General features: G+C 70.6%; 12 protein-coding genes. 4 read left to right on the top strand and 8 right to left on the bottom strand.

All coding sequences use genetic code 11. The features are described 5' to 3' along the window. Positions 1-52: 52 nt before the first annotated feature. A complete protein-coding gene (locus ACFHNC_RS04705) occupies positions 53-883 on the bottom strand; it encodes a sulfite exporter TauE/SafE family protein (RefSeq protein WP_437168061.1) in 831 nt (276 codons plus the stop codon). Between the two features lie 96 nt (positions 884-979). Here ACFHNC_RS04705 and ACFHNC_RS04700 point away from each other — a divergent pair, with 96 nt between their 5' ends. Beyond that, positions 980-1,747, top strand: a complete 768-nt coding sequence (locus ACFHNC_RS04700) for a sulfite exporter TauE/SafE family protein (protein ID WP_437168060.1) — start codon at positions 980-982, stop codon at positions 1,745-1,747. Here the strand turns inward: ACFHNC_RS04700 and ACFHNC_RS04695 are convergent, their stop codons facing one another. Then, a complete protein-coding gene (locus ACFHNC_RS04695; RefSeq protein WP_437168059.1) occupies positions 1,748-2,713 on the bottom strand; it encodes a TRAP transporter substrate-binding protein in 966 nt (321 codons plus the stop codon). Between the two features lie 46 nt (positions 2,714-2,759). Between ACFHNC_RS04695 and ACFHNC_RS04690 the strand changes: the two genes are divergently transcribed. Together ACFHNC_RS04690 and ACFHNC_RS04685 are read left to right on the top strand one after the other, a co-directional pair. Next, positions 2,760-3,473 carry an aspartate/glutamate racemase family protein gene (locus ACFHNC_RS04690; protein ID WP_437168058.1) on the top strand — a complete coding sequence of 238 codons (714 nt, stop codon included), beginning with the start codon at positions 2,760-2,762 and terminating at the stop codon, positions 3,471-3,473. Positions 3,474-3,627: 154 nt separating this feature from the next. Next, on the top strand, positions 3,628-4,743 hold the full coding sequence (locus ACFHNC_RS04685) for a mechanosensitive ion channel family protein (RefSeq protein WP_437168057.1): 1,116 nt from the start codon (positions 3,628-3,630) through the stop codon (positions 4,741-4,743). An 8-nt stretch (positions 4,744-4,751) separates the two neighbouring features. On the opposite strand, the gene ACFHNC_RS04680 is transcribed toward ACFHNC_RS04685, so the two are convergent. Further along, a complete protein-coding gene (locus ACFHNC_RS04680; protein ID WP_437168056.1) occupies positions 4,752-5,489 on the bottom strand; it encodes a response regulator in 738 nt (245 codons plus the stop codon). Between the two features lie 163 nt (positions 5,490-5,652). Here ACFHNC_RS04680 and ACFHNC_RS04675 point away from each other — a divergent pair, with 163 nt between their 5' ends. Then, positions 5,653-9,618: a PAS-domain containing protein gene (locus tag ACFHNC_RS04675; RefSeq protein WP_437168055.1), complete on the top strand. Its 3,966-nt coding sequence runs from the start codon at positions 5,653-5,655 to the stop codon at positions 9,616-9,618. A gap of 67 nt (positions 9,619-9,685) precedes the next feature. Here ACFHNC_RS04675 and ACFHNC_RS04670 read toward each other — a convergent pair whose 3' ends face one another. From ACFHNC_RS04670 to ACFHNC_RS04650, 5 genes are all read right to left on the bottom strand, one after another. Continuing rightward, positions 9,686-9,925: a hypothetical protein gene (locus ACFHNC_RS04670; protein ID WP_168053781.1), complete on the bottom strand. Its 240-nt coding sequence runs from the start codon at positions 9,923-9,925 to the stop codon at positions 9,686-9,688. A gap of 156 nt (positions 9,926-10,081) precedes the next feature. After that, positions 10,082-11,155 (bottom strand): tartrate dehydrogenase, encoded by a 1,074-nt coding sequence (locus ACFHNC_RS04665; protein WP_437168054.1) that lies wholly within the window; start codon positions 11,153-11,155, stop codon positions 10,082-10,084. Positions 11,156-11,266: 111 nt separating this feature from the next. After that, positions 11,267-11,812 carry an amino acid synthesis family protein gene (locus tag ACFHNC_RS04660; protein WP_437168053.1) on the bottom strand — a complete coding sequence of 182 codons (546 nt, stop codon included), beginning with the start codon at positions 11,810-11,812 and terminating at the stop codon, positions 11,267-11,269. An 89-nt stretch (positions 11,813-11,901) separates the two neighbouring features. After that, the gene (locus ACFHNC_RS04655) at positions 11,902-12,738 is read right to left on the bottom strand and encodes a sulfite oxidase heme-binding subunit YedZ (protein ID WP_437168052.1); all 837 of its coding nucleotides are present in this window, start codon (positions 12,736-12,738) and stop codon (positions 11,902-11,904) included. A gap of 38 nt (positions 12,739-12,776) precedes the next feature. Beyond that, positions 12,777-13,697 carry a mitochondrial fission ELM1 family protein gene (locus ACFHNC_RS04650; protein WP_437168051.1) on the bottom strand — a complete coding sequence of 307 codons (921 nt, stop codon included), beginning with the start codon at positions 13,695-13,697 and terminating at the stop codon, positions 12,777-12,779. Positions 13,698-13,708: the final 11 nt, after the last annotated feature.

Below are 13,708 nucleotides of genomic sequence, written 5' to 3'. Positions count from 1 at the left end.
CCCGCCTGTGGCGGGCGCAGGTCGCGATCAATCCGGGTTGGTATAGGCCGCCCTACATCACCAGCGAATAGAACATCCGCAGCGCCGTCAGGAACAGGAAGGCCGCGAAGGCGCGCTTCAGCAGCAGCGGCGGGATGGTGTGCGCCAGGTGCACGCCCCAGGGCGCCGCGATCATGGAGGTTGGCACGATCAGCGCGAAGCCGATCAGGTTGACGTAGCCAAGGCTCAGCGGCGGCAGCATCGGGTCGCCCCAGCCGCCATAGATGAAGCCGATGGTGGCCGGGATCGAGATGATGATGCCGAAGACGCTGGCGGTGGCCACCGCGCTGCGGATCGGCGCGCCGAACATGGACAGGATCGGCACGCCCACCGTGCCGCCGCCAATGCCCATCATGGCGCTGACGGTGCCGATGAAGCCGCCCAGCCCCTGCCGCAGCAGGCCGGTCGGGAAGCTGTCCCGCAGCTTCCAGGCCACGCCGGTGAAGCCCATGTTGAAGGCGACCAGAATGGCGATGATGGCGAAGACCAGCGTCAGCGCCTCCCCCTTCAGCCAGATCGCCAGGATGGTGCCGAACAGCACACCAACGCCGATGGAAGGCGCCAGCGATTTCAGCAGCGGCACATCCATTGTGCCCTTGGCGAAGTGTTTGCGCGCCGACTGGATGCTGGTCGGGATGATGGTGGCGAGCGAGGTGCCAACGGCCAGCTTCATCTGCACCGCCTCCGGAATCCCGAACAGCGGAAACACGTTGAACAGCACGGGCACGATGACGATGCCGCCGCCAACGCCGAGCAGCCCGGCCAGGGTGCCGGAGATCAGCCCGGTGATCGCCATGGCCACGGCGAGACCGGCGAGCCACGTCGGGTCCGTCATATGCTCCATGATGCAGGCAACTCCTGGGTGCGGGCTTGGGGTGCGGGCTGGGGTGTGGCGTGCCATACACCTCGCCTCCCATTGCGTCATCCCGGGGTCCCGCGCGTGTCCATCATCACAGACCCCTGGTTCTGGGCGCTCGCGGTGCCGGCCTTCCTGCTGACCGGCATCAGCAAGGGCGGCTTCGCCTCCGGGGCCGGCAATGTCGCGGTTCCGCTGATGGCCCTGGTGGTGCCAGCACCGCAGGCCGCGGGCATCGCGCTGCCGGTGCTCTGCGCGATGGACATCTCCTCGATCCGCGCCTGGTGGGGGCGGTGGAGCTGGGCGCAGCTGCGCATCATCCTGCCGGGCGGACTGGCCGGCATCGCGGTGGGCGCGGCGGTGTTCGGGCTGATGAGCGATGCGGCGGTGAAGCTGATGGTGGGCGGCATCGCGCTGGTCTTCCTGGCGCGCAGCCTGTGGCAGGCCCGGCCCGGCCGGCCGGCGCCCACGCCCGCCACGCCGGGGCGGCTGCGCGGCGGCTTCTGGGGCATGGTCTCCGGCCTGACCAGCACCATCGCCCATGCCGGCGGGCCGCCGCTGGCGGTTTACCTGTATCCGCTGCGGCTGGACCGGGCGACGCTGGCGGCCACCACCGTCGTGTTCTTCGCAGTGATGAACTACGTGAAGCTGGTGCCCTACGCCTTCCTCGGCCAGCTTTCCGCCACCAACCTGCTGACCAGCCTGCTGCTGCTGCCGCTGGCCCCGGTCGGCGTGAAGCTGGGCATCTGGCTGCAATCGCGGATGAGCGACCGGGTCTTCTACCGGATCGTCTATGCGATGCTGGCCGTGACCGGGACCAAGCTGGTGTGGGACGGGCTGGCGGGCCTGTAGTCAGCCGCCGGTGCGATAGGCGGCCAGGATCTCGGACCCGGTGGCGCCGGCCTTCTCCTCCCACGCCTTCACCGCCGCGGCACCCGCTTCCTTAAGCGCTGCCAGCAGTGGGGCGCCCGGCTGGGCGATGGTGACGCCATTTTCCCGCATGCGTTGCTGGTTGGCGGCGTTGCGGGTTTCCAGCAGGGTCCACAGGCCGGCTTCCGTCCGCGTCGCGGCGCGTTCCAGCCCGGCGCGCTGATCCTCGGTCAGCGTACGCAGCTTCGCCGGGTCGCCGAAGGCCAGGCTGACGGGCATGGCGTAGCCGATCTCGGTGAAATGCGGCAGATGCTCCCACAGCCGCCGCCCGGCGCCGCCATCGCCGGAGGACAGCACGGCATCGAGCGAGCCATCCGCCAGCCGCGTCGCCACCGCCTGGAAGCTCAGCATCTCCGCCTCCGCCCCCACGGCGCGCAGCGTCTCCGTGCCCGTGGCGTCATAGGTCCGCAGCTTCAGGCCGCGCAGATCGGCAGGTGTGGCGATCGGGCGGCGGGACCAGATGCCGGTGGGCGGCCAGGGGGTGACATGCAGCAGGGTGACGCCGAGCTTGCCCAGCGCTTCCTGATAGGCCGGCCGGGCCGCCCCCAGCAGCCGCTTCGCCTCCGCCGCGGAGGTTGCCAGGAAGGGCAGCGAGGACAGCAGGAACACCGGATCCGCCGGCCCCAGCGCGCCGGCGAAGGCATCGCCGATGGCAAAGCGCCCTTCCGCTACGGCCCGCGGCATGGCGGCGGAGCGTACGCCGCCCGGCGCATCGAAGGCCGGCGTGATGGCCAGCGGCTTCGCGGCTTCCGCCAGGCGCACCAGCCCCTCCGCCGGCATGGCGCCGGCCGGGTATTCGGTGGCGGCGGTCCAGGCGCCGCCACCCTGTTGTGCAGCCGCGGCGAAGGGCATGGTGGCGGACAGGGCAATTAGGCTGCGGCGGCGCATCGGGGCAGATCTCCAGGGGCGCCAGAACGATAGGACAGGGTCTCGCATGGCGGACAAAACTCTTGGTGTTCCGGTGCTCGGCGTGCTGGGCGGCATGGGGCCGCTGGCCTCCGCGCAATTCATGCTGCGGCTGACCCTGCTGACGCCCGCCGATCGCGACCAGGACCATATCCCCGCCGTGCTGTGGTCCGATCCCCGGGTGCCGGACCGCACCGCGGCGCGGCTGGCCGGCGGCGCGGACCCCCTTCCCGCCCTGCTGCGCGGCATCCAGGGGCTGGAGGCGGCCGGCGCCGGCGCCATCGCCATTCCCTGCAACACCGCGCATGGCTGGTTCGCAGGCATGCAGGCCGCGACCGCGCTGCCCATCCTGCACATCGTCGATGCGGCGGAGACGGAGTTGTTGCGGCTCGGCGTCACCCCCGGCGCGATCGGGCTGATGGGCACCGCCGGCACGCTGGCGATGCGGCTGTACCAGGACCGGCTGGAGCCGCGCGGCTGGACCTGCCTGGTACCCACGGAGGCGGAGATGGGCGCGCTGGTCTCGCCCGGCATTGCGGAGGTGAAGGCCAACCGCGTCGCCGGAGCCTACGCCCCCCTGGCCGAGGCCGCGCAGGCCCTGGTGGCACGCGGCGCGCGGGCGGTGGTGCTGGGTTGCACCGAAATCCCGCTCGGCATCGCCGCCGGTCCGGCGCTGCCCTTTCCCGTCTGCGATACGATCGACGCGCTGGCGCGGGCGGCGATCGGCTGGGCGGGGAAGTAGGCGTCGCGGCTACAATCGTCGCTCGCCAGGGTCACGGCATGGCAGTAATACAATTTAAACAATAACTTGAGAGACGTTCTGGAGAAAGCACGGCAGGGAACTTCTGACGCGCCGCAGCATTAACCCTATGCAAGACCGCCACAGGGGCCGCCTCTTGGACAATATCGTTTTCGCCACCCGGCGCGTCGTCGCCTCCTTCACCTTCGTCCCGGCCTGGCTGCTCAGCCTGATCGTGCTGGCGGCCGGGATTTTCCTGGCCATCCAGGCGCACCGGGCGCTGTTTCGCGTCAGCACCCGCATGGTGGCCGATCGCGACCTGTTCTGGCGGTCCCTGGTGCAGCGCACCGAAGGCCCTTCGCGGCTGACCCTGATGATGATCGCCGTCGCCTTCGCCGCCACCATCGCCCCACTCACCAACGGCCAGGCCAATGCCGTCCGCCACCTGCTGCTGCTCTGCTTCATCGCGCTGGTCGGCTGGACCGCGCGGACGGTGCTGCACATCTGGACCACGATCTATCTGCGGCGCTTCAAACTGGATTCGGAGGACAACCTCCTCGCCCGCAAGCACACAACGCAGTCCCGCATCCTCAAGCGGGTGGCCGGCTGGCTGATCGTCACCGTCACCATCGCCGTGGCGCTGATGACCTTCGAGGGTGTGCGGCAATACGGCGTGTCGCTGCTCGCCTCCGCCGGTGCCGCCGGCCTGGTGCTGGGCCTGGCGTTGCAGCCGCTGCTGAAGAACCTGGTGGCCGGCATCCAGTTGGCGGTGACCCAGCCGATCCGGCTGGAGGATGCGGTGATCGTCGAAGGCGAATGGGGCAATGTGGAGGAGGTGACCTCCACCTACGTCGTCATCCGCCTGTGGGATTGGCGCCGGATGGTGCTGCCGCTGAGCTACTTCCTGGAGCACCCCTTCCAGAACTGGACCCGCGAAAGCGCCAGCCTGATCGGCACCGCGATGATCCATGTGGACTACACCGCGCCGGTGGAGGCCATGCGCCGCAAGCTGGTGGAGATCGCGGAGGGCACCCGGCTGTGGGATGGGCGGGTGGTGAACCTGCAAGTGACGGAGCTGCGGGCGGAGACGATGGAGGTCCGCATGCTGGTCAGCGCCACCAATGCCGGCCGCGCCTTCGACCTGCGCTGCGAGGTACGGGAGAAGATGGTCGCCTACCTCCAGGCCGAACACCCCGGCGCCCTGCCCCGCCGCCGGGCCGAACTCCTGGGCCAGGCGGAAGCGCCGATCGCCCAGCGCGCGCTGGCGGCGTGACCTTCGCCCTATACCGCCTCGGGGTCGAACAGGTAGCCGACGCCGCGGACGGTGCGGATCGCCATCGGGCGGGTCGGGTTGCGCTCGACCTTGCGGCGCAGCCGCATGATGCGCAGGTCGATCGCCCGGTCGAAAGCCTCCGGCTCCTCGTCGCCGGAGGTGCGCTCCAGCAGCCAGTCGCGGTGCAGGGCGCGGTTCGGGTGTTCGACGAACAGCTTCAGCAGGGTGAATTCGCCCTCGGTCAGCGTGTCCTCCCGCCCCTCGGCCGTCACCAGCAGGCCGCGCTTCAGGTCCAGCACGGCGCCGCCGATTCGTGTCTTGCCCGGGCCCAGCACCTCCGGCTTGGCCGCCTGGGCCGCGCCCTCGGCGCCGGCGCGGCGCATCACGGCGCGAATCCGGGCCAGCAGTTCGCGCGGCTCGAAGGGCTTGGTGATGTAGTCATCCGCGCCCGATTCGAGGCCCACCACCCGATCCACCAGGTCACCCGCGGCGGTCAGCATGATGATGCCGAGCTGCGCGGATTGGCCGCGCAGCCAGCGGGCCAACGCGAAGCCATCCTCCCCGCCCGGCAGGCCGACATCGAGCAGCGCCGCATCCGGCATGGCCGCCGCGACCGCCGCGCGGCAGGCGGCGCCATCGCCCACCGCCTCCACCACGAAGCCCTGGCTCACCAGGTAGGCGCAGATCGTCTCCCGCTGGAACGGGTCATCCTCGACAACGAGCAGATTGGTCGTGCCACCGGCCATGCCTGGCTCCCCCTGAACCTGCGCGCAGTGACAGGCCTTGATACACTCGACAGTTACAAACCCTGGCGACCTGCGTCAAAGCACCGATTGGCGCGAAGCCTGTGAAACAAACCCCGCCCCTGCGCGAAACACAAATTGTTGCCACCTGCGGCATGATGTCGTGATGCTCCAAACCGCCCGTTCCGCCGCAGGCTTGCCGGCGGCAGAGCTCGCCGCCTTGCAGGCGGAGGCGCTGGCGAATCTCGCCGGCCCCTTCGCGCTATTCGCTGCGGATGGGCGCCTTGTCTCCGCCAATGCCAGCCTGCTCCGCCTGTTGCCGGCCACGGCGCGAGATCCGGTGCCGGACCGGCTGGAGGCGCTGGTGGCCTGCATCGGGGAAGCCGCCGCAGCGCTGAACCCCGCCATCGCCGAGGCCGCCGACCCCGCCACCTGGCTGCCGGAGCCGGGCAAGGCGGAACGCAGCCAGGATTGGCTGACCCCGGAGGGCGCCTGGTTCCGCATCCATATCCGCCGCATGGAACACGGCTTCGTGCTGTCCGCCGCCGAGGTCACGGACTTCAAGCGGCAGGAGGCGGAGCTGTCCGCTGCGCAGACCGTGCTGCAGACCGTGTTCGACCACATGACCGATGGCGTGGTGATGTGGGACTCCGAGATGCGCCTGCAGTTCTGGAACCGGGAGACGCTGCGCGTCGGCGAATTCCCGGCGCATATGGCGATCAAGGGCTTCAGCGTGCTCGACGTCATGCGCTACCAGGACCGGCGCGGCGAATTCGGCCAGGCGCCGCGGGACGAGGCGGAGCTGGAAGCCCGCGTGGCCCAGCGCGCCGCGCTGCTGAACCGGCCCGGCGGCATCTCCTATATCCGCCAGACTCCCTCCGGCATGTGGCTGGAGGTGAAGACCGTGCCGGTGGAGGGTGGCGGCGCGGTGTTGATGTACCGCGACATCACCAGCCTGAAGCAGCGGGAGGAGGAGCTGGCCGCCGCACGGTCCATGTACCAGCTCATCCTGGACAGCATGACCGATGGCGTCGTGCTGATGGACCGCGACCTGACCTTCCGCCTGGGCAACCGCGCCGCGATCCGCATGTTCGACATGCCGCCCGAACTCGGCACCCCCGGCGCCTCCGCGCTGGCGGCGATGCGCCACCGGCTGCGGCGCGGCGATTTCGGCCCGGTGCCGGAAGATCCGGCGGAATTCGAGGCACTGGTCGAATCCCGCGTGGTTCTGGCGCGGGAGCCCGGCACCGCATCGCAGCTGGTACGCGGCGCCCGCGGCGAATGGATCGAGGCATCTTCCGTCGCGACGCCCGATGGCGGCACGCTGGTGATCTACCGCGACATCTCCGCCCTGAAGCGCCATGAGGAAGAACTCCAAGCCGCCCGCGCCACGCATGAGCTGGTGCTGGATACGATGAATGACGGGCTGGTGCTGTGGGGCCCGGATCTGCGCGTGCGCCTGCTGAACCGCCAGCTCGCCGGCTTCTACGACATTCCGGAAAAGCTGACCCCTCCCGGCGCCGATGGCCGGGATATCCTGCGGATGATGCTGCGCCGCGGCGACTACGGGCCGCCGCCGGCCGAAGGCGCGGCACTGGAAGCGGCGGTGGCGCAGCGGGCGCAGGCCATCCTGAACCCAACCTGCGAGTCGGACATCCGCCTCGCCCCCTCCGGCGCCTGGGTCGAGATCACGCGCCAGAAGCTGCCCGATGGCAGCGTGCTGTCCACCTACCGCAACGTCTCCCGCCTCCAGGCGCGGGAGGCGGAGCTGCGCCAGGCACGCGATACGGCGCGCGCGGCAGAGGCGGCGCTGTCCGCCACCATCGAGCATATGAGCCAGGGGCTGGTGATGTTCTCGCCGGATCGCCGCGTGCAGGTCATCAACCACCGCGCCGTGGAATTGCTGCGCCTGCCGCCGGAACTGGCCCGCGAAGGCACGCCGCTGGAGCATATCACCGCCTGGCAGCTCGGCAGCGGCGAATATGAGAACAGCGCCGAAGGCACCGAGGGCGCGCAAGCGGTGGTCGCCGGCGGGCCACTGCCGGAAGGGCATTTCGAACGCCGCCGCCGCGATGGATCGGTGCTGGAGGTGGAGTCGATCCGCATGCCCGATGGCCGCTCCGTCCGCACCCTGACCGATGTGACGGAGCGCCGGCGGCAGGAGGAGGCGCTGGCCGCGGCGCGCGACCAGGCGCGTGCCACCGGCGGCGCGCTGGCCGCCACCATCGAGCATATGAGCCAGGGGCTGGTGATGGTCGGCCCCGATCGCCGGGTACGAGTGATGAACCGCCGGGCCGCCGAAATCCTCGCCTTGCCGCCGCATCTGGCGCAGCCCGGCGTGCCCTTCGGCGACCTGGTCGCCTTCCAGGCAGCGCGTGGCGACTATGAAGGGTCGCAGCACCGGCAGGAGGAAGCCCGCCGCGCCATCGCCGGCGAGGCGCTGGGCGAGGAACGCTACGAACGCGCCCGCCGCGACGGCACGGTGGTGGAGGTGCATGCGCGGCTCATGGATGATGGCGGCGCCGTCCGCACCTACATGGACATCACCGAGCGAAAGCGGGTGGAACAGGCCCTCGCCGCCGCGCGCGATGCGGCGGAGGGCGCGAACCGCGCCAAATCCGCCTTCCTGGCCGCGATGAGCCACGAGATCCGCACCCCGATGAATGGCGTGCTCGGCATGATCGAGGTGCTGGAACGCACCCCGCCCGGCCCGGCGCAGGATCGCTGCGTCGCGGTCATTCGCGAAAGTGCCGGGTCGCTGCTGCGGATCATCGACGATCTGCTCGATTTCTCGAAGATCGAGGCGGGCCGGATGGAATTGGAAACCCTGCCCTTCTCCCTGCGCGGGCTGGTGGAGGGCGCGGTGGATACGCTGACGGTGGAGGCCAAGCGCCGCGGCCTGCTGCTGTTCGCGGACCCGATGGGGGCGGAGACGGCGCTGTCACCGGACCTGGTCCTGGGCGATCCGGTACGGGTGCGGCAGATCCTGTTCAACCTGGTCGGCAACGCCATCAAGTTCACCGATGTCGGCTTCGTCCGCCTGCGCGCCTCCGCCAGCCGGATGGACGATGCGGTGATGGTCTCCCTGATGGTGGAAGACAGCGGCGTCGGCATGACCCCGGAGCAATTGGGCAAGCTGTTCCAGCCCTTCGCGCAGGCCGATACCTCCACCACCCGCCGCTTCGGCGGCACCGGGCTCGGCCTGTCCATTGTGCGGCGGCTGGCGCAGTTGATGGGCGGGGACGTGACGGTGGAGAGCACGCCGGGGCGCGGCAGCCGATTCGCCGTGACGCTCCGGCTCAGCCTCGTGGAAGCAGCAGATACGGTGGTGGCGGCCGAAGCGGCGCCGCTGCTGGAGCCTGCCGCCGCGCGGGCGGAAACACCGCGGCTGCTGGTGGTGGACGACCATCCGGTGAACCGGGAGGTGCTGGCCCGGCAGTTGGAATTGCTGGGCTGCGAGGCCGATATGGCAGCGGATGGCGCGCAGGGGCTGGCGCTGTGGCGGGCCAAGCGGCACCGGCTGGTGCTGGTGGACCTGCACATGCCGGTGATGGACGGGCTGGACATGTCCCGCGCCATCCGGCGGGACGAGGCAGCCTCCGCCGGCCAGCCGCGCACGGCGCTGATCGCGGTGACGGCCAATGCGCTGAAGGGGGAGGATGAGCGCTGCTACGCGGCGGGGATGGATGCCTTCCTGGCCAAGCCGCTGGCGCTGGATCTGCTGTCCCGCACCCTGGCGCGCTTCCTGCCGAACCAGGCGCCACAGGGCGCGCAGCCCGGCCAGCCGCCGGCCGAGATCGCGCCCCTTTTCGACCCGGAGGCGCTGCGCAGCCTGTTCGGCGCGGACCCGAAGCGCCTGGCCGGGCTGCTCTCCAGCTTCCGGGATGGGGTCCGGCGGGATGTGGAGGCGGTGGCGGTGGCGCTGGCTGAGGGCGACCTGCCCGGCACCGCGGCGGCGGCACACCGGCTGAAGGGGGCGGCCCGCATGGCCGGGGCGCGGCCGCTGGCGGATATGCTGGCGGCGGTCGAAATGGCGGCGCGGGATGGCAATGCCGAGGCCGCCTCGGGCGCCGCCACCGGGCTGCCGATGCTGGCGGAGCGGACGCTGGCGGCTGTGCAGGCTGCCGGCTGACGCCGGACGATTCAGGCGGCGGGCCGGTTCGCGCGCCGCCTCAATTGCGAATCATTCGCAATTTAAGTCAGTCGCAATCGCAGCCATCCGTCTCGGTCTGCATCCCCTGCACCACATGATGGTCGATCCATTCGGAGACCAGGCGGCGCGCTTCCGTCACCGAGGATTCGGGGTGGTGGATGCGGTACAGCGTGGTGCAGGCGGTGAAGGCCGCCATATCCGCATTGCCGCCATCACGCAGCTCGCGATAGGCCGTGACGACGGCGCGCTCGCAGCGTCGGGCGATGTAGCTGAATTCGCGGCCCATGGGCGCTCCCGTCTTCCCGCTTGGCGGGGATGCGAAGAAGTTGAGAATCATTCTCAACTCTTGACCCGGTTATACGACGCTCGGGGCCTGGTGTTCAAGTGACGCGCTGCATCATTCGGCGCGGGCGCTTCGATCAGCACCCGCGCCGTGGCGCCTTCAGCCGCGCGCCACCGCTTCCGCCAGCGCCTTGCCCACATCCACGGTGCCCGCATTGCCGCCCATGTCGCGGGTGCGCGGGCCGCCCTCCGCCAGCAGCGTCTCGATCGCCTTGACGATGCAATCCGCCGCGGCCTTTTCGCCCAGGTGTTCCAGCATCATCGCGCCGGACCAGATCTGGCCGATCGGGTTGCAGATCCACTTGCCGGCGATGTCGGGCGCGCTGCCATGCACCGGCTCGAACATGGACGGGAATTTCTTCTCGGGGTTGATGTTGGCCGAGGGCGCGATGCCGATGGAGCCGGCCACGGCCGGGCCAAGGTCGGAGAGGATGTCGCCGAACAGGTTCGAGCCCACCACCACGTCGAACCAGTCCGGGTGCTGCACGAAATGGGCGCAGAGGATGTCGATGTGGAACTGGTCCGTGGTGATGCCCGGGTAGTTCTTCGCCATCTCGGCAAAGCGCTCGTCCCAGTACGGCATGGTGAAGGTGATGCCGTTGGACTTGGTGGCGCTGGTCAGCTTCCGACGCGGGCGGGTCATCGCCAGCTCGAAGGCGTATTTCAGCACGCGATCCACGCCGACACGGGTGAAGACGCTGTCCTGCGTCACGAATTCACGGTCCGTGCCGGGGAACATCTTGCCGCCGGTGGAGGAATACTCGCCCTCGGTATTCTCCCGCACCACGTAGAAATCGATGTCGGCAGGGGTGCGGTCGGCCAGCGGGGTGCGGGCGCCGGGCATCAGCTTGCAGGGGCGGAGCGAGATGTACTGGTCGAAGCCACGGCGAATCGGGATCAGCAGGCCCCAGAGCGAGACATGGTCCGGCACGCCGGGCCAGCCCACCGCGCCAAGGAACACGCTGTCCGACTTCGCCAGTTGGTCCAGCCCGTCATCGGGCATCATCTTGCCGGTCTGGGCATAGGTCTCGCAGGACCAGTCGTAATGGCTGAGCTCCAGGTCGAAGCCGAAGCGGCGGGCGGCGGCGTCCAGCACGCGCAGGCCCTCCGGCACCGTCTCCTTGCCGATGCCGTCGCCGGGCAGCACGGCGAGTTTGTAGGTCTTGCGGGACATGGGCGGGGCCTCCGGAAAGTTCGGGCGGACACTGCCGCCGCCGGCGCTGCGCGGCAAGCACCCCACCGGGCGTGAACCAACCGCACCAGCTTGCTCCGGGCCCGGATGCGCCTAGCGGACCGGCCCCGCGCCGCAGCGGTTTCGCAGCCTTCCGCCGTCGGCCACGGCCAGCGCCACGAGGATCTCGTCCGGCCGCGGCGCGTCTGTGAGGAAGACCGTGATGGTATCGAAATGCGCGAAGGACCAGGGATCGTCCTTGTGCCCCAGCGGCAGGTCGAGCGGCGTGCCGGCGGCGGCAACCTTCACGTTGGAAGGGATGACCGCCGCGCCGCCCCCGATGGCGGCGCGCATCGGCTTGCCGAGGCGGGGATGGATACAGGCGCCACCATGCTCCATCTCCCCGGCCACGCCGACCACTGCCCCTTTGCCGTAGGACACCGCGGAGCCGGCCAGCATCTGCACCAGGTCGGGCATCAGCCGTACGGCCAGGGTGGCGCCGAACTCCCACAGCGGCGACAGGTCTTCGGCGAAGCGGCCGGCAAACGGGTTCTGGATTACCGCGAGGCCAACGGCGCGGATCACCGGCCGCTCACCCTCCGTCCCGAGTTCGGAGCGCACCTCCTCGCGGATGGTCTGCAACTTGCGGATGTTGAGCATCGGCCCTCCTGCTTCAGCCGCTACCACGCAGCAGGGGTCACGTTGCCCCTCCCGGCATCCAGCACGCAAATCGAACGTCTAGCCCCGGCTCAGGCGAGGCGGCGCCGCGCAGCCGTCAGTACGGCCACTACCAAACCGGCCACCAGCACGCCCTGCGCCGGCCGCAGCCCAGCGCCAGGATCAAGGTTCGCCGCCAGGATGCGCGCAGCGGGCAGATTGGTGGTGGCTGCGTACCAGCCCCATTCCAGCCCGGCCGCGGCCAGCGCCGCCACCACCGCCAACCCGGCCAGCGCCAGCCCATGCGCTCGCGCCCAGCCCGGCAGCAGCCGCCAACCCATCAGCCACAGGAAGACGCCGGCCAGCACCACCGCCGAATCGGCGCGCGACTTGGCCTGCAGGAAGGCGTGAAAAATCCCGAGCGCCGCCAGCAGATAGACGCCCTTGTGCAGCCGCTTCCATCGCCGCCCAAGCCGCCGCTGCCAGCCATCGGTGGAGGTCCAGCCCAGCACCGCAAGCCCCAGCAGCACGCCGAATCCCAGCGTCAGGTAGAAGCGCAGCACGATCTCGCTGGCCACATCGGCCAGGTCCCAGGCCATGTGGCCGGTGTACAGCGCCAGGTGCAGCAGCGCGTAGCCGAGCGCCACCAGCCCCAGCATCCGCCGCAGCGTCACCACCTTCGGCCAATCGGCGAGGTAGCGCAGCGGCGTCACGGCCAGGCTGACCAGCAGCAGCCGCATGGCATGGGTCCCGGCCTCCCGCGCTGCCGCCTTCCACGGCTCGGCGCCCAATTCGCCGGCCGCCAGCAGCGCCAGCAGCACCAGGCCGGGGGACAGGGCGGCGGCCAGGACGCAGGCGCGGAGCCAGGAGAATCGGCCGGCACGGTCACGCCAGGGCCAGGCAAAGGGGGTTGGCAAGGTGATGCTCATATCCGCGGCTTCGCCGCCGCGCCCCGTCCGGTTCCGCCTCACAGCCAGCCGCGCGCCAGGATTTCGGCCGCCGCGCGGCCGACCTCGTCCAGCGCGGGGCGGTCGAACGGCGCCGGGGCTTGCGCCAGCGGCCGGGCCTGGCCGGCGGCGTACAGGCTTGCATGCAGCGCGCGGTGGCGCGGACCTTCATCGCCCAGCGGGGCCACGAAGACGGGCGCGGCGGTCATCAGCGCCTCCGACAGCATGGAGACGCTGTCGCCGCTGACCACCACCAGATCCGCCCAGGCCAGGAAGCCGAGATAGGGATTCTTGCCAGTGTCCCCCCAACGATGCAGGCGGTGCGGGACCGTGGTCAGCGCCTGCGCCAGGGCATCGGTCGCGTCCGCGCCGGTGCGGCGGCTGGCGCTGGCCAGGACGCTGCCGCCAAGGCCCGCCACCTGCGCGCCGAGTGCTGCGGCGCGTGCGGGGTCCAGCCCCTCCCCCCGCACCGGCCCGCCGAGCAGCAACGCGACGCGTGGCCCCGGCAACGCCGCCAGCGCCGCCCATTCTTCGCGCGCGGCCGCCAGCCTGGCCGGCGTCACCCGATGCGCGGCGCCGAGAATCGGCAGCACATCCGGCGCCACGCGCGGCGCATCGTGGCGGCCGATGACGGAAAGATCGAAGCGGCCGAAGGCACGCATGCAGTTCACGGTGCGGGCGCCGCGCGCGCCAAGCCAGCGCGCCACCGGCCCGGCCCGCCGCCCGGCCGAGATCACCAGCCGCGGCCAGGGCGGCACGAAGCCAGCCCGCGCGGCGGGGCTCAGCCCGGCCAGGGTCGGGAACGGAAACGGCACCCGCCCCAGCGCGCCCCATTCCAGCGCCACAACCCGGTGCGGCACCGGCAGCCGCTCGGCGATACCCAGCGCCTGCGCCGCCGTCCCGGCGCGCGGGTCGGCCAGCACCCAGACCTCAGCCGTCATGGACGCAGCCG

This window comes from Falsiroseomonas sp. E2-1-a4, from assembly GCF_051433165.1.
Lineage (GTDB): Bacteria > Pseudomonadota > Alphaproteobacteria > Acetobacterales > Acetobacteraceae > Falsiroseomonas.
The sequence above is the reverse complement of the archived record's forward strand: the minus strand, read 5'-3'. Positions and strand labels throughout refer to the sequence as shown.